Source organism: Aureimonas sp. ME7 (assembly GCF_903970965.1).
Taxonomy (GTDB): Bacteria; Pseudomonadota; Alphaproteobacteria; order Rhizobiales; family Rhizobiaceae; genus Aureimonas.
This window is the reverse complement of the sequence record NZ_CAJCKW010000002.1, coordinates 14549-40090: the sequence shown is the minus strand read 5'-3', so window position 1 is coordinate 40090 and position 25542 is coordinate 14549. Positions and strand designations below refer to the sequence as shown.

General features: G+C 64.7%; 24 protein-coding genes. 16 read left to right on the top strand and 8 right to left on the bottom strand.

Going from position 1 to position 25542, the window contains the following annotated elements; translation table 11 throughout:
* Positions 1-650: 650 nt before the first annotated feature.
* The gene (locus H7A85_RS03545) at positions 651-2177 is read left to right on the top strand and encodes a ComEC/Rec2 family competence protein (protein ID WP_244630915.1); all 1527 of its coding nucleotides are present in this window, start codon (positions 651-653) and stop codon (positions 2175-2177) included.
* Here the strand turns inward: H7A85_RS03545 and lexA are convergent.
* The 6 genes from lexA to H7A85_RS03515 form a co-directional block, all read right to left on the bottom strand.
* Positions 2131-2835: a transcriptional repressor LexA gene (gene lexA / locus H7A85_RS03540; protein ID WP_182084535.1), complete on the bottom strand. Its 705-nt coding sequence runs from the start codon at positions 2833-2835 to the stop codon at positions 2131-2133. The genes H7A85_RS03545 and lexA overlap by 47 nt on opposite strands.
* Before the next feature lie 62 nt (positions 2836-2897).
* Positions 2898-4115, bottom strand: coding sequence for a gephyrin-like molybdotransferase Glp (gene glp / locus H7A85_RS03535; RefSeq protein WP_182084534.1), 1218 nt, complete (start codon positions 4113-4115; stop codon positions 2898-2900).
* Entirely contained in the window at positions 4112-4594 is a 483-nt protein-coding gene (gene moaC / locus H7A85_RS03530; protein WP_182084533.1) for a cyclic pyranopterin monophosphate synthase MoaC, read from the bottom strand. The genes glp and moaC overlap by 4 nt, the downstream gene beginning before the upstream one ends.
* Positions 4587-5396 (bottom strand): indole-3-glycerol phosphate synthase TrpC, encoded by an 810-nt coding sequence (gene trpC, locus H7A85_RS03525; RefSeq protein WP_182085047.1) that lies wholly within the window; start codon positions 5394-5396, stop codon positions 4587-4589. The genes moaC and trpC overlap by 8 nt, the downstream gene beginning before the upstream one ends.
* Positions 5396-6421: an anthranilate phosphoribosyltransferase gene (gene trpD, locus H7A85_RS03520; RefSeq protein WP_182084532.1), complete on the bottom strand. Its 1026-nt coding sequence runs from the start codon at positions 6419-6421 to the stop codon at positions 5396-5398. Before trpD ends, trpC begins: the two co-directional genes overlap by 1 nt.
* Positions 6418-8304: a peptidylprolyl isomerase gene (locus H7A85_RS03515; protein ID WP_182084531.1), complete on the bottom strand. Its 1887-nt coding sequence runs from the start codon at positions 8302-8304 to the stop codon at positions 6418-6420. Before H7A85_RS03515 ends, trpD begins: the two co-directional genes overlap by 4 nt.
* Before the next feature lie 162 nt (positions 8305-8466).
* On the opposite strand from H7A85_RS03515, the gene tpiA reads away from it, so the two are divergent.
* The 14 genes from tpiA (at position 8467) to H7A85_RS03445 (ending at position 22622) form a co-directional block, all read left to right on the top strand.
* Positions 8467-9219, top strand: a complete 753-nt coding sequence (gene tpiA, locus H7A85_RS03510) for a triose-phosphate isomerase (protein ID WP_182084530.1) — start codon at positions 8467-8469, stop codon at positions 9217-9219.
* 80 nt (positions 9220-9299) lie between these two features.
* The gene (secG, locus tag H7A85_RS03505; protein ID WP_182084529.1) at positions 9300-9875 is read left to right on the top strand and encodes a preprotein translocase subunit SecG; all 576 of its coding nucleotides are present in this window, start codon (positions 9300-9302) and stop codon (positions 9873-9875) included.
* A gap of 108 nt (positions 9876-9983) precedes the next feature.
* A complete protein-coding gene (locus H7A85_RS03500) occupies positions 9984-11612 on the top strand; it encodes a CTP synthase (RefSeq protein WP_182084528.1) in 1629 nt (542 codons plus the stop codon).
* A 20-nt stretch (positions 11613-11632) separates the two neighbouring features.
* Complete coding sequence (gene kdsA / locus H7A85_RS03495) at positions 11633-12466, top strand: 3-deoxy-8-phosphooctulonate synthase (RefSeq protein ID WP_182084527.1); 834 nt, start codon at positions 11633-11635, stop codon at positions 12464-12466.
* A gap of 77 nt (positions 12467-12543) precedes the next feature.
* Positions 12544-13818: a phosphopyruvate hydratase gene (gene eno / locus H7A85_RS03490; protein WP_182084526.1), complete on the top strand. Its 1275-nt coding sequence runs from the start codon at positions 12544-12546 to the stop codon at positions 13816-13818.
* Positions 13819-13924: 106 nt separating this feature from the next.
* Entirely contained in the window at positions 13925-14263 is a 339-nt protein-coding gene (locus H7A85_RS03485) for a septum formation initiator family protein (protein WP_244630913.1), read from the top strand.
* A gap of 283 nt (positions 14264-14546) precedes the next feature.
* On the top strand, positions 14547-15509 hold the full coding sequence (gene pdhA / locus H7A85_RS03480) for a pyruvate dehydrogenase (acetyl-transferring) E1 component subunit alpha (protein ID WP_244630912.1): 963 nt from the start codon (positions 14547-14549) through the stop codon (positions 15507-15509).
* Positions 15510-15519: 10 nt separating this feature from the next.
* The gene (locus tag H7A85_RS03475) at positions 15520-16938 is read left to right on the top strand and encodes a pyruvate dehydrogenase complex E1 component subunit beta (RefSeq protein ID WP_182084524.1); all 1419 of its coding nucleotides are present in this window, start codon (positions 15520-15522) and stop codon (positions 16936-16938) included.
* 273 nt (positions 16939-17211) lie between these two features.
* Complete coding sequence (locus H7A85_RS03470) at positions 17212-18615, top strand: pyruvate dehydrogenase complex dihydrolipoamide acetyltransferase (RefSeq protein ID WP_182084523.1); 1404 nt, start codon at positions 17212-17214, stop codon at positions 18613-18615.
* Between the two features lie 14 nt (positions 18616-18629).
* Positions 18630-19265 carry an SGNH/GDSL hydrolase family protein gene (locus H7A85_RS03465; protein ID WP_182084522.1) on the top strand — a complete coding sequence of 212 codons (636 nt, stop codon included), beginning with the start codon at positions 18630-18632 and terminating at the stop codon, positions 19263-19265.
* Positions 19266-19323: 58 nt separating this feature from the next.
* Entirely contained in the window at positions 19324-20775 is a 1452-nt protein-coding gene (gene lpdA / locus H7A85_RS03460) for a dihydrolipoyl dehydrogenase (RefSeq protein WP_182084521.1), read from the top strand.
* Between the two features lie 119 nt (positions 20776-20894).
* On the top strand, positions 20895-21149 hold the full coding sequence (locus H7A85_RS03455) for a GlsB/YeaQ/YmgE family stress response membrane protein (protein ID WP_182084520.1): 255 nt from the start codon (positions 20895-20897) through the stop codon (positions 21147-21149).
* Positions 21150-21191: 42 nt separating this feature from the next.
* Positions 21192-22160 (top strand): lipoyl synthase, encoded by a 969-nt coding sequence (gene lipA / locus H7A85_RS03450; protein WP_182084519.1) that lies wholly within the window; start codon positions 21192-21194, stop codon positions 22158-22160.
* A 3-nt stretch (positions 22161-22163) separates the two neighbouring features.
* Positions 22164-22622, top strand: coding sequence for a type II toxin-antitoxin system RatA family toxin (locus H7A85_RS03445; RefSeq protein WP_182084518.1), 459 nt, complete (start codon positions 22164-22166; stop codon positions 22620-22622).
* Here H7A85_RS03445 and H7A85_RS03440 read toward each other — a convergent pair.
* Positions 22619-23119: a CinA family protein gene (locus H7A85_RS03440; RefSeq protein WP_182084517.1), complete on the bottom strand. Its 501-nt coding sequence runs from the start codon at positions 23117-23119 to the stop codon at positions 22619-22621. The two genes, H7A85_RS03445 and H7A85_RS03440, sit on opposite strands and share 4 nt — an antisense overlap.
* A gap of 2 nt (positions 23120-23121) precedes the next feature.
* Positions 23122-24300: a bifunctional 2-C-methyl-D-erythritol 4-phosphate cytidylyltransferase/2-C-methyl-D-erythritol 2,4-cyclodiphosphate synthase gene (locus tag H7A85_RS03435; protein WP_182084516.1), complete on the bottom strand. Its 1179-nt coding sequence runs from the start codon at positions 24298-24300 to the stop codon at positions 23122-23124.
* Positions 24301-24527: 227 nt separating this feature from the next.
* Between H7A85_RS03435 and dusB the strand changes: the two genes are divergently transcribed.
* Positions 24528-25541: a tRNA dihydrouridine synthase DusB gene (gene dusB / locus H7A85_RS03430; RefSeq protein WP_244630910.1), complete on the top strand. Its 1014-nt coding sequence runs from the start codon at positions 24528-24530 to the stop codon at positions 25539-25541.
* Position 25542: the final 1 nt, after the last annotated feature.

The window sequence follows — 25542 nt, the reverse complement described above, 5'->3', positions numbered from 1 at the left end:
GATCGCGAACGGCCTTCGCGCTCTTCCCCATCGGAATGATCTGTTCGATCTGCGCATACTACACGATCGCGATGCGGCCGCCGATCTGGGTCGATATCTCGACGGCACTTGTCGCAATCCTTCTGACGTTCTTCGCGCCCTCCCTGAAGGGAGCTCGAACGGTCGGCCTTCTCGTCGCCGGAGCCGCCGCCGGCCTTTTGGCCTGCGAGTTCGAAGTCGCCCGCACCCGGACCGTCATCCTGTCGGGCGACGCCACCGTTCGGATCACCGGCACCGTGCTGATGCGCGAAGCGGACGAGCGCGGGCGATACCGCTACACGATCGAAATCGCATCGACCGAACGCCCCGTCCTGTCGCGGCCGCCCGGGCGCGCCCGCATCGTCGTCCCTTCGAAGCACGCGGCGCTCGATATCGGCGACACCTATGTCGGCCTCGTGCGACTTCGCCCGCCTGCCGGGCCGGCCTTTCCCGGCGCCTACGACTTCGCCTACGCACCCTACTTCGACGGGCTCGGAGCGTATGGTTTCTCGCTGGGTGCGCCGGCACGGGGCCCGCCGCTACGCCCGCCGACCTTCGCCGACCGGGTGGCCGCTCTCCGCTTGTCGATGGGGGATAAGATCAGAAGCGCCGTGCCGGGACCGACGGGTACCGTGGCGGCCGCGCTGATCACGGGCGAGAGGGCGGGAATCCCTGAGAAAATCAACGACGATCTGCGGGTCACCGGTCTCGCGCATGTGCTGTCGATCAGCGGCTATCATATGGCGCTGGTGGCCGGCCTTTTCATGCTCGCCGTGCGCGCGATGGCCGCCCTGGTGCCCGGTCTTTCGCTTCATCGGGCGACGAAGAAGATCGCAGCCGTCGTTTCGCTCGGCGCGACGACGTTCTACTTCCTGCTGTCGGGCGACAACGCGGCGACGGAGCGATCCTACATCATGATCGCGGTGATGCTGGGCGCGGTGCTCCTCGATCGTCCCGCCTTGACGCTACGGAACGTCGCCATCGCCGCCATCATCGTGATGGCCTTATCGCCGCATGTGGTGTTGTCCGCGACGTTTCAGATGTCGTTCGCGGCAACCGCCGCGCTGGTCGGGGCCTACGGCGCATACTCGCGGTGGCGAATTCGACGCCCGAAGTCCTCCTCGGCCGGTCTCTTCAGTCCGAAGAATATCGCGCTGATCCTGTTCGGTATGGCTTTCTCGTCACTGATCGCGGGGGCGGCGACGGCACCCTTCGCGGTGTATCACTTTCAACGCGGAGCTCCATTCGCGCTGTTCGCCAACGTGCTCGCGTCGCCTCTGTTCAGTTTCTGGATCATGCCGTTGGGAATGATCGCGGTCCTGGCGATGCCTTTCGGACTGCAGGATCTCCCGCTTCGAGGAATGGGCGCGGGACTGGACGTCGTCTTCGCGATGACGGCGTGGCTTGCCGACAGGTTTCCCGACTATCCGACGGGAATGATCAGCGCGCAGGCGCTGCTCCTGTGGACAGCGGCAATCCTGATCCTGTCGTTCTCCGCAAGCAGCTTTCGCTGGTTCTGTGCGCCTTTGACGCTCGCGGGCTTCCTCGTCAGCCAGCCCCCAGACCCGCCGGAACTCCTGGTGTTCGAGAGCGGTAGGGAGCTCGCACTCATCGAGGCCGGCGGCGCGCTGCATCCCATTCGAGACAGGACAGCCTCCTTTGTCTGGGACCAGTGGAAGCGAGCGTTCCCGAACCATCCAGCCTCGGGCTCCGAACCGTCGTCGACGACAAGCGTCGGATCGAGCGGGACGGACCGCTTTCGATGCGAGAACGAGATATGCCGTGGACAAACCCGATCCGGACTGCGGATCTCCTGGAGCGACGACTACACGCGGCTGGCCGACCTTTGCGAGGGGACGGATGTCGCGATCGTCGCGCGCGCGATGGTTGCAAAGGTCTGCGACAACGGAACGACGCTTGTGACCCTTCGCAGTCTGCGACGAACCGGATCGCTATCCATCAGCCGTTCCGCCGATACGGGTTTGCCGGTTCTTCAACCTTCGATCGCCGATGCGCCGGCCGAATGGAACGCCCACCGCAACGCTCCATGGCCGGAATACTGGCGCAAGCCAGCCAATTCAGGCCCAGACGCGGACAACCCAGGTCGGAGGGTCAGTGATACCGACGGATCAGCCCGACCAGACGACCCTGCACCTTGACGCGGTCGGCACCGAGAAGACGGGTCTCATAAGCAGGGTTCGCCGCTTCCAGCGCGACCATGCCGTCCTTCCGACGAAACGTCTTCAAGGTGGCTTCCTCGTCGTCCACCAAAGCCACGACGATATCCCCCGCGTTCGCGACGTCGGACTTGAGAATCACCACGGTGTCGCCGTCGAGAATGCCGGCCTCGACCATGGAGTCACCCTTGACTTCCAGCGCGTAGTGCTCCCCTGCGCCGATCATTTCGGGGGGGACGACGATGTCGTGCGTGTTCTGCTGGATGGCCGAGATCGGTACACCTGCCGCGATGCGGCCCATGACGGGAACGGACAGGCTATTGCCGCTCGGAGCGGGGCGCTGCTTGAACAGCGGCTCGACGTTGGATCGGTCGCTCGGCGTGGCTGTGGGCTTGGCACTCACCACAGCGTCCCCCTTCCCATGAGAGTCGGGCAACTTCACGACTTCGAGAGCGCGGGCGCGGTTGGGCAACCGTCGAATGAAGCCACGCTCCTCCAAGGCCGTGATCAGACGATGGATGCCGGACTTCGAACGAAGATCGAGCGCATCCTTCATCTCGTCGAAGGAAGGGGGAACACCGGCGGACTGGAGACGCTCATGGATGAACATCAGCAGGTCGTGCTGCTTACGCGTCAGCATCAAACGAATCCCTGAAACAAAACCTGAACAAAGCTATCTGTTCTGTATGTGTTCCGCAAGGATCACGTTGTCAACGGAATGAAAAGGCATTCTTCCCCCGCAACTGCGGCAGGGGCGTGGGCTGGACGGATCAGCAGCGCGTCCGCTTGTGCGAAGACGGAAAGGAGGGACGAGTCCTGCCTCGGCAGCGGCGTGACGATCGTTCCATGGGTGTCCGCGTCGTAGTGAACTGTGGCTCTCAGGAAGTCCGTTCGGTGGTCGTTGGCTTTCACCGCGGTCCCGAGAAAGCCCTTCCGCTCGAGTCGCTGCGCCGGGCGACCGGCCAGTCGCTCCACGAGAGGCTTCAGAAACAGCTCGGCCGTCACCAGGCAGGATGCAGGGTTTCCGGGAAGACCCAAGACTCGCATGTCGCCCTTGCGCCCCGCCATCAGCGGTTTGCCGGGCCGCATCGCGACCTTCCAGAAATCGAGCGATACGCCCTCGCGGCGCATCACCGGGCCGACGAGATCGTAGTCCCCGACGGACGCGCCGCCGATGGTCACGAGGACATCCGCGCCCTCGGCTTCCGCCCGGGCTAGGCAGCGAACCAGTTCCTCGTCCTTGTCGCGAACGATCCCGAGATCGAGCACCTCGCCGCCTGCCGCCTCGATGATTCCCGCTAGGGCGATACCGTTGCAGGCGATGATCTGAGACGGGCCGGGCAATGTGCCGGGAGGGACAAGCTCGTCGCCGGTCGCGGCAACGGCCACCCTCGGACGACGCACAATCTCGACTTCGGCATGGCCACCGCTGGCGATCAACGCTGCGGAGCCAGCGCCAAGCCTGGCACCCTTCGTTGCGAGAACGGCTCCGGCGGAAAAATCGTTGCCGGCGAGGCGGACGTGGCCGCCGTGCAAGATGGATTGGAGAATTCGAACGCGATCCTGGTCGATCCCGGTCGTGTTCTCTTGGATCACCACAGCGTCTGCGCCGGCCGGTATGGGCGCGCCGGTGAAGATGCGAACCGCTTGCCCCGTCCGCAGGGCTCCCTCGAAGGCACGCCCCGCCGCCGACTCGCCGATCAGGACGAGATCGATCGGGCAATCGGCGACGTCCTCGGCACGCACGGCGTATCCGTCCATCGCGGAAGCATCGAAGGACGGCTGGGTTCGAAGGGCGCCAACGTCGCCGGCCAGCACCCGACCCGTGGCCCGGAGGATCGACACGCGCTCGGTGGCGGCGACGGGATGGACATCGCTCAGCAACCGCGCACGAGCGTCCTCGAACGGGAGGAGGGTCACGAAGCCGTCCAGTGGCCCGAACGACCGCCGGACTTTTCGAGAAGACGGATACCCGTGATGGTCATCTCGCGATCCACAGCCTTGGCCATGTCGTAGATCGTTAGACACGCGACGGATACGGCGGTCAGCGCTTCCATCTCGATCCCGGTCTTGCCGCTGACGCGCGCGCTGGCCGTCACGCGGACACCGGGAAGCGCCGGCTCCAGCTCGATCTCCACGACGATCTTCTCGATGGGCAGCGGATGGCACAGCGGGATCAGCTCGTGGGTTCTCTTCGCCCCCATGATCCCGGCGATCCGCGCAACCGAAATCACGTCGCCTTTCTTGGCGGCGCCGGCGCGGATCATCTCCAGCGTTTCGGCCGCCATCAGCACTAGCCCTTCCGCCGTCGCCTGCCTGCGCGTCACGTCCTTCTCGCCGACATCCACCATGGAGGCGTTTCCGCCGGCGTCGAGATGCGTGAGCCTGGCGTCAGACACGTTGCGCGTCCCCTTCCAGAAGGGATCTCGTCGCCGCTTCGACGTCTTCCTGCCTCATCAGGCTCTCGCCGACGAGGAAACTTCGGATACCAAAGGCTTCCAGCCGTCGGCAGTCGGCGTTGGATGCGATCCCGCTTTCGCCGACGAGGATGCGGTCGTCGCCGACCATGCGCGACAGGCGCTCGCTGATGCCGAGGTCGGTCTCGAACGTGCGTAGATTGCGGTTGTTGATGCCGACGAGGCGGGAGCGAAGCCGAAGCGCGCGTTCCATCTCCGCTTCGTCATGAACTTCGATTAGCGCGTCCATTCCGTAGGAGATGGCGGCTTCCTCGAGGTCCGAAGCCAGCGCGTCGTCCACGGCGGCCATGATGATCAGGATCGCGTCGGCGCCCCAGGCGCGCGCTTCGGCGACCTGGTAGGTATCGAACAGGAAGTCCTTGCGAAGGGCGGGAAGTCCGGTCGCGTTGCGCGCCGCGACGAGAAACTCCGGCGCTCCCTGGAACGACGGCTTGTCGGTCAGAACGCTGAGACAGGCCGCGCCCGCGCGCTCGTACGCCGCCGCCAGGGACGGGGGGTCGAAATCATCCCGAATGAGGCCTTTGGACGGACTGGCCTTCTTCACCTCGGCGATCAGCGCATAGCGACCAGCGTCGAGCTTACGCTTGAGAGCGTCGGCAAACCCACGGGGCGCCGTTTGTTGTCCGATGCGAGTTTCGAGATCGGAGAAAGGCGTCGCCATCTTCGCGGCCGCGATCTCTTCGCGCTTGTAGGCTTCGATCTCTCTCAGAAAGTCGGCCATGATCAGTTCGCCCTCGCTTCGGCCGTCGCGGCGATCAAGCGCTCCAAAGCCTCCAAAGCCCGACCGCTCGAGATCGAGTCGCGAGCCATATCGAGCCCGGACGAAAGGTCGTCCGCACGCCCTGCGACGACCAGCGCCGCCCCTGCATTCAGGACGACGATGTCATGATACGCGCTGCCCTCGTTCCGCAGAACGGCTCGAAGCGCGCGGGCGTTCTCCTGCGCGTCGCCGCCCACGATTTCGGAAAGCGAACGCCTCGCGAAGCCGTAGTCGGCCGGCTCCAGCACGTCCTCTACGATCCCGCCGTCTTCGATCCGGGCGATCATGGTCTTGCCGCAAACGGTGATCTCGTCCAGCCCGTCCCCGTGGACGACCCATGCCGCCTTCGTATCCAGCGCCAGAAGCGCTCCGGCCACCGGGCGAACCCATTCGGGCGCATAGACACCGACGAGAAGGCGCTTGGCGCCGGCTGGGTTCGACAGGGGCCCGAGCATGTTGAAGATCGTGCGGGTGCCGAGCTCGACACGCGATGGACCGACGAAGCGCATCGCCGCATGATGGGTGGGCGCGAACATGAACCCGATGCCGGCTTTCGCGATGGTGCGCGAAATCTCGGCGGGTTTCAGGTCGACGTCGACACCGAGAGCGGCGAGAACGTCGGCCGCGCCCGAGCGGGAGGAAAGCGCCCGGTTGCCATGCTTGGCGATCGTCACGCCACATCCGGCCACGACGAAGGCCGAGCAGGTCGAGACGTTGTAGGTCCCCGCATGGTCGCCGCCGGTTCCCACGATGTCCACCGCGTCCGCCGGCGCCGAAACGGTCGCCATGTTGGCGCGCATCACATCCACGGCGCCCGCGATCTCCTCGACGCTTTCGCCGCGAACGCGAAGCGCCATGAGGAAGCCGCCGATCTGCGAAGGCGTCGCCTCGCCGGACATGAGGATGGAAAAGGCCTGCCGCGCTTCCTCGCGCGTCAGCCGATCCCCGCCCGCGACCTTGCCGATCAGTGGTTTGAGGCTGGAGCTCATCGAGCTCCCACCTTGGCCTGCTGGAGTGCCGTGTTGTTGTAGTTGACGGGGATGGTGCTTTCCAGAAGCGCGACGTAGCTCTGGAAGAGGTCTTCGCGCAGCACGTTGTCGAGGTTGCCGCGCGACTGCGCCGAAACCGAGCCGGCCGCGTCGGCCGGCGCGATGACGTCCGTCACCTGCAGGACGACGGCTTCGCCGGACTGAAGGGACGGTGCCTCGGCGACGGTGCCGGACGGGCCGGAGAAGGCTGCCCTCGTCGCCGCTTCGCCAATCTCGGAGCGGCCGCTTTCGCGGCTGATCGCGTTGGCGGTTTCGACGCTCAAGCCCTCCACTTCGGCAACCTGGGCGAGGCTTTCGCCGCCGCGCACACGCTCCGCCAGCGCTTCGGCGCGCTCGGTCATCAGGCGTTCCGCCTCGTCCACCTTCCAATCGGCCACGACACGCTCGCGAACCTCGGCGAGCGGGCGATCGCGTGCCGGCGTGATGTCGCCGAGTTCGAAGAAGACGTAGTTGTTTCCGTCGTAGTTCACCGGCTGGGGCGGGACGCCCTGTTGCGCGGCGAATACGGCGGCGAGCAGCTGAGCCTGCGCGGGCAGGTCGGCAACCCTGGCGTCGTTCGGCGTCGTTCCGTTGCTGTCCACGGCCTCGACGGATCTCGCCGTCTGGTTCGCCTGCTGCGCGGCCTCACCCAACGGCGCGCCGCTCGTAAGCGCGTCGGAGATCGTATTGTAGGCTTGGGTTACGGCTGCGTTGGCGGCTTCGTTCGCCAACGTCGTACGGATTTCCTCGCGCACTTCGTCGAGCGGGCGGACGACCTCCGGCTCGACCCGGTCGGCCAGAAGGATCACCGGACCGAAAGGCCCGTCCACCACCGGCGTCGGTGTTCCCGGCGTCGCGGAGAATGCGGCTTCCGCCAAGGCGGGGTTGGGGATGGCGGAGCGCGCGACCGAGCCGAGATCGGCGACCTGCCGGCCCTCGGCGGTCGCTGCCTCCGCGAACGGGACGCCGGAGCCTAGCTGCGCCGCCGCGCGGTCCGCCGAGGCTCGGTCGGCGAACACGATCTGGCGGACGGCGCGCTTTTCAGGTGTCGTGAAGCGAGCGCGGTTGGCGTCGTAGAACTGCGCGATCGCCTCGTCCGTGATGCTCGACGGATCGGCAACGGCGGCAGGCGTGAGGGATACATAGGAGAAGGCTCGGTATTCCGGCGCGCGGTAGCCGTCCTGCCCTTGCGTGAAGAAATCGTCCAGCGCCTCGTCGCTCGGCTCCTCGACCGTATCGACGGACGGAGGCGTGAGGCGGAAGTAGCTCACGTTACGGCGTTCGCCGTTGTACTGGCCGACGGCATCGACGAAGGCGGCGGGCACGACGGCGCCGTCCGACAGCGACGCGATCATCTGGTTGCGGATCGCGCTGCCGCGAAGATCCTCCAGATAGGACTGTTCGGTGATCTGCGCATTGGCGAGAACCGCCCGCATCGCGTTGCGCGAGAAGTTTCCCGACTGATCCTGGAAGGCGGGCTCGCGCTGGATGAGCTGGATCAGCCCGTCGTCCGAAACGCCGACGCCGAGCCGCGCCGCATTCTCATCGAGGAGCGCACCGGCGCTCAGCTGCGAAAGGACGGCCTGATCGAGACCGAACGCTTCCGCTTCATCCGCGCTCGGGCGGCGCTGGAGCTGCTGCGAAAGCCTGTTCAGACCCTGCCGATAGGCGAGCTGGAACTCTGGCACTGTCACGCGCGTATCGCCGGCGGAGATGACGGTGCTTCCGCCGTCGCTTCCGCGCAGGACGTCCGCGACACCCCATCCGACGAAGCTGACCGCCAAGGCGCCGAGGAAAATCCGGGCGACCCAGCTCGACGCGCCCCGCCGCATCTGATTCAGCATCGCCTGTCTCCTGTCTCGTCCTACGCTTCGGTTTCTCGGGGGATAAGCGCTTTGACCATCGAAGGAAAGCGCGCAATCGCGCCCTCACGCTTGATTCAATCCATGTGCTGCCGGTAGCACGAACGGGACGACGCCTTGCAGGATGCGAAAGGGAGGACGGGGATGGCTGTGCGCAGGAAGCTGATCGCGGGAAACTGGAAGATGAACGGTACGCGCGGGGCGTTGGCCGACCTCGCCGAAATCGTCGCAGATCTTCGTGCCTCACCCTTGCCGGACGCCGACGTCCTAATCTGTCCCCCGGCAACGATTCTGCGCGAAGCCGCGCAGATGAGCGAAGGCGCGATCTCGATTGGGGCGCAGGACTGCCACTCCAAGGTGAAGGGCGCGCACACCGGGGACATTTCGGCGGAGATGATCCGTGATGCCGGCGCGACCCACGTCATCCTCGGCCATTCCGAGCGGCGCACCGATCATGCCGAAACCAGCGCAGCGGTTGCCGCAAAGACCTCCGCCGCCTGGGAGGCCGGTCTGGTGGCCGTCGTGTGCATCGGCGAAACGCAGGAAGAGAAGGATGCCGGTCGTACGCTCGATGTCCTCGACGATCAGATCGCGCATTCTCTTCCCGAGAATGCTTCGCCTTCGACCTGCGTCCTTGCCTACGAGCCTGTCTGGGCCATCGGAACGGGGCGCACGCCGACCGTTGCGGAAGTCGGGGAAACGCATGCCTTCATCCGGGGCCGCTTGGCGCAGCGCTTCGGCGCGTCGGCCGCCGCCGAATTCCAGATTCTCTACGGCGGTTCGGTGAAGGCCTCAAACGCTGCCGAGCTCCTCGGCCTCGACGATGTGGACGGCGCTCTCGTGGGCGGAGCGAGCCTCAAGGCGGCGGACTTCTTGCCGATCTGCCGCGCCGCCTGAACCTATCATGGAAAGCGGTTGGAATAGTTCGGCGCCTCCTATAGAAGACGCGCAACTCTAGATCGATAGCGCCCGAGCTTATGCAGACCGTTCTGATCGTCATCCATCTCCTGATCGTCCTGGCCCTCGTGGTCGTCGTTCTCCTTCAACGTTCGGAGGGCGGCGCCCTCGGGATGGGTGGGGGCGGCGGCGGCCTGATGACGGCGCGTGGCGCCGCCAACATGCTGACCCGCACGACGGCGATTCTCGCGACCGCCTTCTTCATCACTTCCATGGCGTTGGCCTTGATGGCCCGCTACGGCTCGGACGGGCTCGACATCCTCGACCGCGTTCCCGCGCAGACGGCGCCGGCCACCGGCGGCGCGGCAGGCGGCAACCTTCTGGATCAACTCGGCGGCCTGCCGCCGAGCGGCGGGGCGGACGCTCCGGTGGACGTGCCCGCTGGCGGCACGGCGCCGACCATTCCGGCGGCGCCTACCCAGGCACCCGTGACGCCGGCACCCCCAACAGAAGGCGTTCCGACCGGCGCTTCGGCGCCTCAGATTCCGGCCAATCCGGCACCGGAGGCATCGACCGCGACGGACGTGCCGACGGTTCCGCCGGTCGAGACCCCGGCGGCTGGTACGAGCGAGCCGGCGCAGCCCAGCCAGCCCTGATCGGCTGGTCATCCGGCATCCTATCTGGGGCGCTCCGGCGCCCCTTTTTCGTTTCCAGTCGATATTCCGGCTGGTGGAATCTGGCTTGAGCGAGTATCGGGAAGGCCCATGGCGCGATACATTTTCATCACCGGCGGCGTGGTTTCATCTTTGGGCAAGGGGATCGCGTCCGCGGCCCTCGGCGCCCTACTACAGGCGCGCGGATACCGCGTGCGGCTGCGCAAGCTCGATCCCTACCTGAACGTCGATCCGGGCACGATGAGCCCGACGCAGCACGGCGAAGTCTTCGTGACGGACGACGGGGCGGAGACGGATCTCGATCTCGGGCACTACGAGCGCTTTACCGGCCGCTCGGCCAACCGAATGGACAACGTGACCACCGGGCGGATCTATCAGGAGATCATCGCCAAGGAGCGGCGCGGGGACTATCTCGGCGCGACCGTTCAGGTCATTCCGCACGTCACGGACGCGATCAAGTCCTTTGTCCTCGAAGGCAACGAGGACTACGACTTCGTCCTGTGCGAGATCGGCGGAACAGTCGGCGATATCGAGGCCATGCCGTTCATGGAAGCGATCCGCCAGCTCGGCAACGACCTGCCGCGTAACGGCGCGGTCTACGTGCATCTGACGCTGATGCCCTACATCCCGACCGCCGGCGAGCTGAAGACCAAGCCGACGCAGCACTCGGTCAAGGAGCTGCGCTCGATCGGTATCCAGCCGGACATCCTTCTCGTCCGCGCGGATCGCCCGATCCCGCAGGAGGAGCGTCGCAAGATGAGCCTCTTCTGCAACGTGCGGGAAACGGCTGTCATCCAAGCGCTGGACGTGGCGACGATCTACGACGTGCCGATGGCCTATCATCGCGAGGGGCTCGACACCGAGGTGCTCGCCGCCTTCGGCATCGATCCAGCCCCAAAGCCGAAGCTCGAACGCTGGATTCAGGTCGTCGAAAACGTCGCCAAGCCGGAAGGCGAGGTGACGATTGCCGTGGTCGGCAAGTACACGGGGCTCAAGGACGCCTATAAATCCTTGATCGAGGCGCTGCAGCACGGCGGCATCGCCAACAAGGTGCGCGTCCATCTCGACTGGATCGAGTCTGAAGTCTTCGAGAAGGAGGATCCGACACCCTACCTCGAGAAGGTCGGCGGCATCCTCGTGCCCGGCGGCTTCGGCGAACGTGGTGCGGAAGGCAAGATCAGCGCCGCGCGGTTCGCGCGCGAGCGCAACGTGCCGTATTTCGGCATCTGCTTCGGCATGCAGATGGCGGTGATCGAAGCGGCTCGCTCGCTGGCGGGCGTCGAAGCGGCGAGCTCCACCGAATTCGGCCCGACCTCCGAGCCCGTCGTCGGGATCATGACCGAGTGGATGCGCGGCAACGAGCTGGAGCAGCGCGCGGCCGAGGGCGATCTCGGCGGCACGATGCGGCTCGGCGCGTATAACGCGAAGCTCGCGGAAGGCTCGAAGATCGCCGACATCTACGGCTCGACCACGATCCAGGAGCGCCACCGCCACCGCTACGAGGTCAATCGCGGCTACCGCGACAGGCTGGAAGAAGCGGGCATGCTGTTCGCCGGCATGTCGCCGGACGGGCTGCTGCCCGAAACCGTCGAGCTTCCCGATCATCCGTGGTTCATCGGCGTCCAGTATCACCCGGAGCTGAAGTCCCGGCCGTTCGAGCCGCATCCGCTGTTCGCCTCGTTCATCGCCGCGGCGATCGAACGCTCGCGCCTCCTCTGACCGCCCGCGAAAGGTCTCCCATGATCGCTCCGAACGCTTCGATCCGGTTGCGCGGCGTCGAGTTCTCGCAAAGCCTGCCGTTCTCGCTGATCGCGGGCCCCTGCCAGATGGAAAGCCGCGATCATGCGCTGATGATCGCCGAGCGCATGAAGCGGGTGACCGCCGATCTCGGCATCGGCTACGTGTTCAAGGCGAGCTTCGACAAGGCGAACCGCACGAGCCGTGAGGGCCGGCGAGGCATCGGCCTCGCCGAAGCCCTGCCGGTCTTCGACGAGATCCAGAGCCAGTTCGACCTGCCGGTGCTGACCGACATTCACAACGAGGCACAGTGCGAGCCGGTCGGCGAGGTCTGCGACGTCCTGCAGATTCCGGCCTTTCTTTCACGCCAGACGGATCTCCTTGTCGCCGCCGCCAAGACGGGCCGTGTCGTCAACGTCAAGAAGGGGCAGTTCCTGGCCCCTTGGGACATGCGGCACGTCGTTGAGAAGGTGACGAGCAGCGGCAACCCGAACGTGCTCGTCACCGAGCGTGGTGCTTCGTTCGGCTACAACACGCTGGTGACCGATTTTCGCGGCCTGCCGATCATGGCCGAGATCGGCGCGCCCGTCGTCTTCGACGCGACGCATTCGGTTCAGCAGCCTGGCGGGCAGGGCGGTGCATCGGGCGGCGAACGGCGCTTCGTGGAGACCCTCGCGCGCGCGGCGGTCGCCGTCGGCGTTGCGGGGCTGTTCATCGAAACGCATGAGGACCCTGACAATGCGCCTTCGGACGGCCCGAACATGGTCGCGCTCGACGACATGCCCGAGCTTCTGGAGCGCCTGCGCGATCTCGACGCGGTGGCCAAGGCGCTTTGATCTGATACCCAGCCGACACTTCCCAAGCGTCGGCTTCTTCGTTCAACATCTTCGACCACGCCCAGGAGGGACGGACCATGACCGCCATCATCGACATTATCGGACGCGAGATCCTCGACAGCCGCGGCAACCCGACCGTCGAAGTCGACGTCGTTCTGGAAGACGGCTCGATGGGTCGCGCGGGCGTTCCGTCCGGTGCCTCGACAGGCGCGCATGAGGCCGTGGAGCTTCGCGACGGCGACGAGCGCTACGGCGGCAAAGGCGTTCAGCAGGCAGTTCAGGCGGTCAACACAGATATTCTTGAAGCCATCGTCGGCTTCGAAGCGGAAAACCAGATCCGTATCGATTCGGTGCTGAAGTCGCTGGACGGCACCGCCAACAAAAGCCGCCTCGGCGCCAACGCCATCCTCGGCGTTTCGCTGGCCGTCGCGAAGGCGGCTGCGGAAGCGGCCGGCTTGCCGCTGTACCGCTATGTCGGCGGCGCCAGCGCGCACGTCCTTCCCGTCCCGATGATGAACATCATCAACGGCGGGGCGCATGCCGACAATCCGATCGACTTTCAGGAATTCATGATCATGCCGGTCGGCGCGGAAACCTTCGCCGAGGGGCTGCGCATGGGCGCCGAGGTGTTCCACACGCTGAAGAAGGCGTTGAAGGCCGCCGGCCACAACACCAATGTCGGTGACGAAGGCGGCTTCGCGCCAAACCTCGAATCCGCTAAGGCCGGTCTCGACTTCGTCATGGCCTCGATCGAGAAGGCCGGCTACCGCCCGGGCGAAGACATCTATCTGGCGCTCGACTGCGCTTCGACGGAGTTCTTCAAGAACGGCCTCTACGATCTCGAAGGCGAGAAGCGGAAGCTTTCTGCCGACGACATGGCCGGCTACCTCGCCGAACTTTCGGCCGCCTATCCCATCATCTCGATCGAGGACGGCATGGCTGAAGACGACTGGGCCGGCTGGAAGTCGCTGACCGACAAGGTCGGCAGCAAGGTCCAACTCGTCGGCGACGACCTCTTCGTCACGAACTCGGTACGCCTTCGCGAAGGTATCGAAAAGAAGGTCGCGAATTCGATCCTCGTGAAGGTCAACCAGATCGGCACGCTGACCGAAACGCTCGACGCCGTCAGCGTCGCGCACCGCGCAGGCTACACCGCCGTGATGTCCCACCGCTCGGGCGAGACCGAGGATTCGACGATCGCCGATCTCGCCGTCGCGACGAATTGTGGGCAGATCAAGACCGGCTCGCTTGCGCGCTCGGACCGGCTCGCGAAGTACAACCAGCTCCTGCGCATCGAGGAAGAGCTCGGCGATCAGGCTGTGTACGCCGGCCGCTCGATCCTTCGCGGCTGAACCTGTTTGATCTGATCGGAGGCGAGGCGCTGCAAGGCGCCTCGCTTTTGCCGTTTGGTAGCCTTAACGGCGCGTGAACATCTCTACAGTATCGTCGGACCCAAGAATGGAGTTCGACATGCATACGAAGCAAAAGCGGAAATCGTGGTTGCAGCCGCTGATCGTCCCGGCGATCACGCTTCCCTGTCTCGCCTATTTCGCCATGCACGCTCAAAGCGGGCGCTACGGTATCGAGGCTGGCGCCGCACTGCAGACCGAGCTCCAGCAAAAGTCGTCCGTGTATGACGAACTCGTTTCTCAGCGCGAGGCGCTGGAACAGCGTGTCGAGCTCCTCAGCGATGGAACGCTCGAACGCGATATGATTGACGAGCGTTCCCGGGGATCCTTGAATCTCTCGACCGCTGACGAGGTCACGATCCTTCTAGGAAGCCGCGATCGGGAATAACCATGTGTGAGTTAAACAAAGCGCAATTTTACTGGTTTAACCTGACGTAGGTTACGACGACTGCTGCTTCTTGCGCGGTGTCCAAGTCCGACTATACTCCCACAAATCGATAGCCTCTCTCATATCGGGGCTGCAGGGTATGGGAGCCTTCATGGCCGCTGGTAAGAAGCAAACCGTTGGCGAGCCGGGATCGGCCTCGCAGGCCGGTTCTACCACAAACATCGAGCAGACTCTGAACCGATTCTCGCCGCCGGCGCCTGCCTCCTTCGGCCGCGATGAGGAGATGAGCGCCTATCGCGAAATGCTGCTGATCCGCCGTTTCGAGGAAAAGGCCGGCCAGCTCTACGGTATGGGCTTCATCGGCGGCTTCTGTCACCTCTACATCGGCCAAGAAGCGGTCGTCATTGGCATGCAGATAGCGATGAAGGAAGGCGATCAGGTCGTCACGGGCTACCGAGATCACGGGCACATGCTCGCGACCGGAATGGAATCGCGCGGCGTCATGGCCGAACTCACGGGTCGCCGCTCCGGCTACTCGAAGGGCAAGGGCGGCTCCATGCACATGTTCTCCAAGGAGAAGCACTTCTACGGAGGCCATGGCATCGTCGGGGCGCAGGTTTCGATCGGCACCGGTCTCGGCTTCGCAAACCGCTACCAGAGCAACGGCTCGGTCGCGATCACCTATTTCGGGGACGGTGCCGCCAATCAGGGGCAGGTCTACGAGAGCTTCAACATGGCCTCGCTGTGGAAGCTCCCGGTGGTCTACGTCATCGAGAACAACCGCTACGCCATGGGCACATCGGTGAACCGCGCCTCGGCGGAAACGAACTTCGCCCATCGCGGCATTTCCTTCAAGATTCCCGGCATTCAGGTGGACGGCATGGATGTCCGCGCCGTGAAGGCGGCGGGCGATCTGGCGCTCGAGCACTGCCGCAGCGGCGAGGGTCCGATGATTCTCGAAATGCTGACCTATCGCTATCGCGGTCACTCGATGTCCGACCCTGCGAAGTACCGGACGCGCGACGAAGTCCAGAAGATGCGCGCCGAATCGGACCCGATCGAGCAGGTTCGCCAGCGCCTGATCGAGACGCACGGCGCCTCGGAGGACGATCTGAAGGCGATCGACAAGGAGGTGCGCGACATCGTGGCGGATGCTGCGGAATTCGCACAGAACGATCCTGAGCCCGACGTGTCGGAGCTGTGGACCGACATCTACGCCGATGCCGTACCGCAGGCAGCCGAGTAAGGAGCAGGACATGCCGACAGAAATCTTGATGCCTGCCCTTTCGCCGACCATGGAAGAGGGCACGCTTTCGAAGTGGGTCAAGCAGGAAGGCGACACCGTGTCGCCTGGCGACGTGATCGCCGAGATCGAGACCGACAAGGCCACCATGGAAGTCGAGGCGATCGACGAGGGTCGCATCGGTAAGATCCTGATCCAGGCCGGCACGGAAGGCGTGAAGGTCAACACGCCGATCGCCGTTCTGATCGGCGAGGGCGAGAGCGCCGACGACGTGGCGACGCCCGCGAAGGCACCGGCGCCGTCAGGGAGCCAAGCGCCGATCGAGGCGAAGCCCGATGCCGCCGAGGGCGACAAGTCGACGCCGGCTCCGGTGCCCGCTCAAGGCATGTCGCATCCCAAGGTCGACGATGCGGACGGTGACTACGCCGAAGAGATCCCGGCCGGAGCCAAGCTGAAGACCCAGACGGTTCGCGAGGCGCTTCGCGAGGCGATGGCCGAGGAGATGCGGGCCGACGAGCGCGTGTTCCTGATGGGCGAAGAAGTCGCCGAGTATCAGGGCGCCTACAAGATCAGCCAGGGTCTTCTCGACGAGTTCGGCGCGCGCCGCGTGGTCGATACGCCGATCACCGAGCACGGTTTTGCGGGTCTGGGTGTCGGTGCGGCGTTCGCCGGGCTGCGGCCGATCGTCGAATTCATGACGTTCAACTTCGCCATGCAAGCGATCGATCAGATCATCAACTCGGCCGCCAAGACGCTTTACATGGCGGGTGGGCAGATGGGCTGCCCCATCGTGTTCCGCGGCCCGAACGGCGCGGCGGCGCGTGTGGCGGCCCAGCACAGCCAGGATTATGCCGCCTGGTACAGCCACATTCCCGGCCTCAAGGTCGTGCAGCCCTATACGGCGGCGGATGCGAAAGGCTTGATGAAGTCGGCGATCCGCGATCCGAACCCGGTGATCTTCCTCGAAAACGAGATCCTCTACGGTCATTCGTTCGAGGTTCCCGATACGGACGACTGGACCGTTCCGATCGGCAAGGCTCGCATCCACCGCAAGGGCAAGGACGTGACGATCGTCTCGTTCGGCATCGGCATGACCTATGCGGTCGCGGCCGCCGAGCAGTTGGCCAAGGAGGGCATCGACGCCGAGGTTCTCGACCTGCGCACGATCCGCCCGATGGATGTCGACGCGATCGTTCGATCGGTGAAGAAGACAAATCGCTGCGTAACCGTCGAGGAAGGCTATCCGCAGAACTCGGTGGGTTCGGAGATCGCATCGCAGCTCATGGAAAAGGCGTTCGACTATCTCGACGCGCCGGTTCTCAAGATTTGCGGCAAGGACGTTCCCATGCCGTATGCAGCCAACTTGGAAAAGCTCGCGCTGCCTTCGGCCAAGGAAGTGGTCGAAGCCGTCAAGGCCGTCTGCTACCGCTGACGCCGGCAGCGGCTTCGCTGCCGAGCTCAGGTTTTGCGGCGGATCGTTCGACGGTCCGCTGCGTATGGCCGGTCCGATGCGATGCGCCATCCGTCGAGGCGGCGGGCGGTTTTGCGGCTCATATCGGATCGCGATGATCATCGACGGCGCCGGCACCGGCTTTCGGTCCGGTGCTTGGTATCTCTGCAGGATGGCTTGACGCGCCGATTAAGAGCGCGTCGTTCGTCGCAAGTTCTAGGCCCGGCTGAAGGGCAACCCAGGAGACGTCCGCCCATGCCCATCAACATCACGATGCCGGCCCTTTCGCCGACGATGGAAGAAGGCAACCTTGCGAAGTGGCTGGTCAAGGAAGGGGATCGCGTTTCCGCCGGTGACGTGATCGCCGAGATCGAGACCGACAAGGCTACCATGGAGGTCGAGGCGGTGGATGAGGGAACGGTCGCCAAGATCGTGGTTCCCGCCGGCACCGAAGGGGTGAAGGTCAACGCTGTGATCGCAGTTCTGGCAGCCGAAGGCGAGGACGCATCGAAGGCGACGGCCGGAGAAGCGACGACCCCGGAGCCCAAGGCATCGGTTGCGGCCGATCAGCCGGTGACGGGCACCGAAAGCGACGCCAAGGACGCATCGCAGCGCGGCTACGAGCGGCCCGCCGAGATGGCGACCGGGACGGGCTCGCAAGCATTGAAAGCGCCGGAGCCGAGCGACAAGGGCTCTCGCGTCTTCGCGTCGCCCCTCGCGCGTCGTATCGCCAAGGACCAAGGTGTCGAGCTTTCAGGGATTCAGGGCAGCGGGCCCCATGGGCGTATCGTGAAGGCGGACGTCGAGGCGGCTACCAAGGGCGGCGCCAAACCGGCGGCACAGGCGACCGATGCTGCAGCGCCGGCCCCGACGGCGTCGGCGGAGACGGCCCCGGCCGCGCCGAAGCCTGCAAACGACGACGCGATCACCAGGCTCTTTGCCGAAGGCTCCTTTGAGAAGATCCCGCACGACGGCATGCGGCGCACGATCGCCAAGCGCCTTGTCGAGTCCAAGCAGACCGTTCCGCATTTCTATCTGTCGCTCGACTGCGAACTCGATGCTCTCCTCGCGTTGCGCAAGCAGCTCAACGGCGCGGCGCCGACGGTGAAGACCGAAGCGGGCGAGCGGCCCGCCTACAAGCTTTCGGTCAACGACATGGTGATCAAGGCCATGGCGAGCGCGCTTGTGGCGGTGCCGGATGCCAACGTTTCCTGGACCGAGAGCGCGATGCTCAAGCATCGCCACGCCGATGTCGGCGTCGCCGTCTCGATCGAAGGCGGCCTGATCACCCCGATCATTCGCCGTGCGGACGAGAAGACGCTGTCCACCATCTCCAACGAGATGAAGGACCTCGCCAAGCGGGCCCGTGGCCGCAAGCTGAAGCCCGAAGAGTACCAGGGCGGCACAACGGCCGTTTCCAATCTCGGCATGTTCGGCATTAAAGACTTCTCGGCCGTCATCAACCCGCCGCACGCCACCATTCTGGCTGTCGGCGCTGGCGAGGAGCGGGCGGTGGTCAAGAACGGCGCGGTCAGCGTCGCCACTGTCATGACCGTCACGTTGTCGACGGATCACCGCGCGGTGGACGGTGCTTTGGGGGCCGAACTCATCTCCGCGTTCAAGCGGTTCATCGAAAACCCGATGAGCATGCTGGTCTGAGACGGGGCTCGGCTGTGGTCCGGACGATCCTCTGCTACGGCGATTCCCTGACTTGGGGGTACGATGCCGCCGGGCCGAGCCGTCACGCTTACGAGGATCGGTGGCCGAGCGTGTTGCAGGAGGCTCTTGGCGCGGGCGCACGGGTGATCGTCGAAGCTCTGAACGGTCGGACGACGTCCTTCGACGATACGTTGGTCTGGCAGGACCGAAACGGCGCGCGCGTACTGCCGACGGTCCTCGCCTCGCATGAGCCGCTCGATCTCGTCATCCTCGCGCTCGGGACCAACGACTTCAAGCGGCATACCGGCGGCGGAAATGCTTCGCAGTCGGCGCGGGGAATGAAGCGGTTGATCGAGATCGTGCGAGGTTTCCCCTCTACCTTCGGTTATGCCGCGCCCGAAATCCTGCTCGTCTCGCCGCCGCGGCTCGCGACGTCGGACAACGCGGATTTCCGCGACGGGCTGGCTTTCGCGGCTGGTGAGGTCGCCCGGCTTCCGCAACTCTATGCAGAGCTTGCGAGCCAACACGGTTGCGATCATTTCGCCGCATCGAATTTCTGCGAGGCGACGCCGCTCGACGGCGTGGATCTCGACGCGGCCAACACCCGCGCTTGGGGACGAGCGATCGCGCGGCATCTTCAGCAAGATTGAACAGCTGCAGCGGGCGCCCCGGCGCCGATGAAGCGGCAACGAACACGGGAAGACGATCATGGCCGATACCTACGACATCCTGATCATCGGCGGCGGACCCGGCGGCTATGTCGCGGCGATCCGCGCCGCGCAGCTCGGCTTCAAGACGGCGGTGGTAGAACGCGAGCATCTGGGCGGCATCTGCCTGAACTGGGGCTGCATCCCGACCAAGGCGCTGCTTCGCTCTGCGGAAGTGTTCCACTACGCCGAGCACGGCGACAATTACGGCCTGCAGATCGCGAAACCGCAGTTCGACATCGGCGCCGTGGTGAAGCGTTCGCGCGGGGTTTCCGCTCAGCTGAACGGCGGCGTCGCCATGCTGATGAAGAAGAACAAGGTCGATGTGATCTGGGGCCAGGCGAAGGTCACCAAGGCGGGCAAGGGCGGTCCGGTCGAGGTCGAGGTGGGCGAGCCGACGAAGCCGGCCGTTCAGCCTCAGAACCCTGTTCCCAAGGGCGTTCTCGGGCACGGCACCTACAAGGCGAAGCACGTCATCGTCGCGACCGGTGCGCGCCCACGTGTCTTGCCCGGCATCGAAGCGGACGGCGACCGGATCTGGACCTATTTCGAGGCGATGAAGCCGCAGGCCATGCCCAAGTCGCTGATCGTCATGGGCTCGGGCGCGATCGGCATCGAGTTCGCTTCGTTCTACCGGACGATGGGGGCCGAGGTCACCGTGGTGGAACTCCTGCCGCAGATTCTCCCGGTGGAGGATGCCGAGATCGCGGCCGTCGCGCGCAAGCAGTTCGAGAAGCAGGGCATGAAGATCCTCTCGAACGCCAAGGTCGCGAAGGTGACCAAGTCCGCCGGCGGCGTCGAGGTGACGGTCGAGCAGGATGGCAAAACGCAGGTCCTCCAGGCTGAGCGACTGATCTCTGCGGTTGGTGTCCAGGGCAACACCGAGGGTTTGAACCTGGAAGGGGTCGGCGTCGAGATCGATCGCGGCCTCGTCAAGATCGATGCGTACGGGCGGACGAACGTCGAGGGCATTTACGCGATCGGCGACGTCGCGGGTGCGCCGATGCTGGCGCACAAGGCCGAGCACGAGGGCACGATCTGCGTCGAGAAGATCAAGGGCCTGGACGCGCATCCGATGAAGCGCAGCCAGATCCCCGGCTGCACCTATTGCCAGCCGCAGATCGCCTCCGTCGGACTGACCGAGGCGAAGGCAAAGGAGAACGGCCGTGAAGTGAAGGTCGGCCGCTTCCGCTTCGTGGGCAACGGCAAGGCGATCGCGCTGGGAGAGCCGGAAGGCATGGTGAAGACCGTCTTCGACGCCAAGACCGGCGAGCTTCTGGGCGCGCATATGGTCGGCGCCGAGGTGACCGAGCTGATTCAAGGCTTCGTGATCGCCATGGGCCTGGAAACGACGGAGGAGGACCTGATGCATACGGTGTTCCCCCATCCGACCTTGTCGGAGATGATGCATGAGAGCGTTCTCGACGCCTACGGCAAGGTTATCCACATGTGAGACACGTCGAGGCTGGACTGATCGGCATATTCGCCGCCTGGTCGGCCTTGACCGCCCGATTTCCGGCCCATTTACGATCCTGAGCGCGCATTTTTGCCGCAGGTGGACAGGAGTTTCGTATGAACGGCGTCGGTATCATCATGTCGATCATCCTCGGTGGGCTAGCCGGGTGGATCGCGGAGAAAATCATGAAGGCCAATATCGGCCTTCTGACCAACATCATCCTTGGCATCGTCGGCGCCCTGTTCCTGAACTTCATCCTCTCGCTGCTCGGCGTCATCACGGCACCGACGTATCTGGTCCAGTTCATCGTCGCCATCGTCGGCGCTTGCATCCTGATCTTCCTCTGGCGTGCCATCCGCGGTCGAGCCTGAATTCGATTGCGACCAGCGGTGGCCTCTCCTAAGTAAAGGCGCATGGTCACCGTTCTCGACAGACGATCGCAGGCCGAGGGGCAACCTCGGCCTCGCCATCCGGAAAAGGCCCACAAGCCCGATTCCGCAGTTCTTCCCAAGCCGGACTGGATCCGGGTCAAAGCGCCCGTTTCGGCCGGCTATGCCGAGACGCGGGAAATCGTCAAATCCAACCGTCTGGTGACGGTTTGCGAGGAGGCGGGCTGTCCCAACATCGGCGGGTGTTGGGAAAAGAAGCACGCGACGTTCATGATCATGGGCGGCATCTGCACGAGGGCCTGTGCCTTCTGCAACGTCGCAACCGGAAGACCCAATGCGCTCGACCCCGACGAGCCGGCCAGCGTCGGCCGCGCGGTCGCCAGCATGGGCCTGTCCCATGTCGTCATCACCTCCGTGGACCGGGACGATCTGCCGGACGGCGGGGCCCAGCATTTCGTCGAAACCATTCGCGCCATTCGCGCAGCGGCGCCCACCACGACGATCGAGATCCTGACGCCCGACTTCCTTCGCAAGCCGGGTGCGCTAGAGAAGGTCGTCGCGGCTCGCCCCGACGTTTTCAACCACAATCTCGAAACCGTGCCCTCGAACTATCTGACGGTTCGCCCGGGCGCGCGCTATTTCCATTCCATCCGTCTGCTTCAGCAGGTCAAGGAACTCGATCCGACGATCTTCACCAAGTCCGGCATCATGGTCGGGCTCGGCGAGGAGCGGCACGAGATCCTCCAGCTCATGGACGACCTTCGTTCGGCCGATGTCGATTTCATGACGATCGGCCAGTATCTCCAGCCGACCCGCAAGCATCATCCCGTGATCCGGTATGTGACGCCCGACGAGTTCCGCTCGTTCGAAACGGTCGGTTACACCAAGGGCTTCCTGGTCGTGGCCTCAAGCCCGCTGACGCGCTCGTCGCATCATGCCGGAGACGATTTCGAGAAGCTGAAGGCAGCGCGTATGGCGCGCGCGGCCGCATAGCATATGCCGAAATTCGAAAACGCGCGGATCGTCCGGCATACGCCGGACGAGATGTTCCAACTGGTGGCGGACGTGGAACGCTACCCGGAATTTCTTCCCCTTTGCCAGAACCTCGTCGTTCGCTCGCGCCGCGAGAAGGATGGCAAGACGCTTTTGATCGCCGACATGACGGTGGCCTACAAGTTGATCCGTGAAACATTCGCCTCGCAGGTCCTGCTGAAGCCGGAGCAGCGTGAGATCGACGTGAAATATGTCGATGGCCCGTTTCGATACCTGGAGAATCGCTGGAATTTCGATCCGAACCCGCAAGGGTGCGAAGTTCGGTTCTACATCGACTACGAGTTCAAGAGCCGAACGCTTGGGATTCTGATGGGGTCGATGTTCGAATATGCGTTTCGGCGCTTCGCCACCGCCTTCGAACAGCGCGCGGCGGAAGTCTATCCGAAGGCGGCCGTCGGCTAGCGGCCTAGTTCGTCCAACGCACGGTGCAGCAACGCGAGTGCCGCGATCACGCTTCGTGCGCGAACCTCATCGCGCCCGAGGGAACCGAAGTGATGTTCCTCGTGGACCAGTCTGCCCCTCGCAGCGGTCGCGAAGTGTACGAGGCCAACGGGCTTTGCCGTCGAGCCGCCTCCGGGGCCAGCGATGCCCGTGACGGAAATCGCGATATCCGCGCCACTGATCCGCGTCGCACCTTCCGCCATGGCCAAAGCCACCTGCCGCGAGACCGCGCCGTACTGCGCGAGTAGGGCCTCAGGGACACCGAGAGTTCTTGCCTTGGCCTCGTTGGAATATGTGACGTAGCCCGCGCCGAACACCGCCGACGCACCGTCGACCGATGTGATGGCAGCTGCGACAAGGCCTCCTGTGCAGGATTCCGCCGTGGCGACGAAGACTCTGGCATCCCGTGCCCTGGATACCAGCAGGCCGGCGGAGCGGCGCGCGTCGTCTCCGATCATGATCATTGGTCCGCGTAGACGACGCTGGCGGTCGCGATGGCAGCGATGCCTTCGCGCCGTCCGATGAACCCGATCGTTTCGTTGGTCGTCGCCTTGATCGAGATTCGCGCTGGCCCGAGCCCGGTCACGGAAGCGATCACATCCGTCATCGCGTCGCGGTGCGGGCCGACCTTGGGTGCCTCGCAGATCAGCGTCACGTCCACGTTGCAGATCCGGCCGCCACGTGAGGCGACGAGGTCGGCAGCATGCTTCAGAAACAACTTGGAGGCGGCGCCTTTCCATTGCGGATCGGACGGTGGGAAGTGGGTTCCGATATCCCCCGCGCCGCAGGTCGCGAGCAACGCATCCGTCAGCGCATGGAAGCCCACATCGGCGTCGGAATGGCCGAGAAGGGCTTGGTCGTGCGGGATCCAGACGCCGCAAAGCGTGACGCCGTCGCCCGGCACGAGTTGGTGAACGTCGTAGCCGTTGCCAACGCGCACATCGATCATTGCGGGTGCTCCTGTCAGCTTTTCGGCGGCCATCTCGAGGTCCCGTTTCGTGGTCAGCTTGACGTTGTCCGGGTCGCCCGGAACGAGCGCGACCGAAATTCCGGCCCATTCCGCGATCGACGCATCGTCGGTGAATTTCCCCTCGGCGATGTCGGCCGCGCGGTGATGGGCTTCGCGGATCAGCGGGAAGCGAAAGCCCTGCGGTGTCTGTGCGGTATGCACGCCCGTTCGGTCGAGGGTTGCCACGATGGTGCCGGCAGCCGCCTTCTTGAGTGTGTCGGCGACCGGTAGGGCAGGGATCGCAGCCGACGCCGCACGGACGCGATCCACCACATCCGCGATCGTTCGCTCGGACACGAAGGGTCGTACCGCATCATGGATCAGGACGATCTCAGGATCGGCCTCGACGAGTGCGTCGAGGCCCGCACGAACCGATGCCTGCCGCGTAGCCCCGCCGACGACGAGGCGAGCGCGCCCCGCCGAATGGGCGATCGCTTCCATCGCGAGCGCTTGATCGTCGGCGTGGACGACAACGACGATTTCGCCGATCTGGGGGCTGGCTTCGAAGGTCGACAACGTTCGAGCGAGGACCGATCGCCCGGCGATGCGGAAATACTGCTTAGGCCCATCGATCGTCTGGCCCGCCCGCGACCCCCGACCAGCCGCTACGAGGATTGCTGCAACGCTCATGCGCTTTGACGCCCACTTTCAATCTGCGAAATCGTGGCTGCTGCGTAGCGCAAACCGGAAGCGAATGCACATTGCTGCACCACACCATCGATGTCGCCTTGCACCACAAATCTGCTTGTATCCTAGGCAACCCACGATATGCTATCTGAATGTGCTCAACAATTGATCCTCAAACGCTGGACGTCGAGTCGGGGGCGGCAATCTGCGTCCACGCCGATCGAGGCGGTTTGCGGATCGGCAGCTTGCAGATCGAAAGTCGGGTCTGTCTGGCCCCCTTGTCAGGCATTACGGATTTTCCGTTTCGTCGCCTCGTCCGTTCGTTCGGGACGAAGCTTGTCTATAGCGAGATGATTGCGAGCGGCGAACTGGTTCGCAACGATGCGGACAGCCGTCAACGGATGCACCCGGACGGGGGTGGCGTGCATGCGGTACAACTGGCCGGCCGGGAGACGGAAGCCATGCGCCGCGCGGCGGAAGTGGCCGTCGGCGAAGGCGCAGATCTGATCGACATCAATATGGGATGCCCGGCGAAGAAAGTGGTCGGCGGCCTTTCCGGGTCGGCACTGATGCGCGATCTCGACCACGCCTTGCGACTGATCGAGGCGACGGTGGAGGGTGCCGGTTCGGTTCCCGTGACCTTGAAGATGCGGCTGGGATGGGACCGAACATCGTTGAACGCTGCCGACCTCGCGGTACGCGCCGAGGGCGCTGGCGTAAGTCTCGTCACCGTTCACGGCCGCACGCGCGATCAGTTTTACACGGGCAAGGCGGACTGGCAGGCCATCGGCGATGTCAGTCGTGCCGTCGGAATTCCGGTCGTTGCAAACGGGGACCTGGTTCGGGCCGAGGATCGCTGCGCGATGCTGCGAGCGAGCGGCGCGAGTGGGGTCATGGTGGGTCGCGCATCCTGTGGGCGGCCGTGGTTCCCGGCCCTCGTCGCCGGCGAACTGGACGCTTCGCGCACCCAGGAGAGCTTTGCCGATCTCGTCCTCGATCACTACGATCAGATGCTCGACTTCTACGGCCCCCACACGGGTGTGCGCCATGCGCGCAAGCATTTCGGCTGGTACCTCGACCGCTATGAGAGCGCATGCGGGGCAACCTTGAGCCTCGATCGGAGCGAGTTGATGCGTGCGATCGACCCAGCCCTCGTCCGCCCTCGTCTGCGCTCGCTCTTCGGGGCGGCGACGCTGTGCGACGTCGATCTGGATCTACAAGCGACCATGCAGCGAGCGGCCTGAC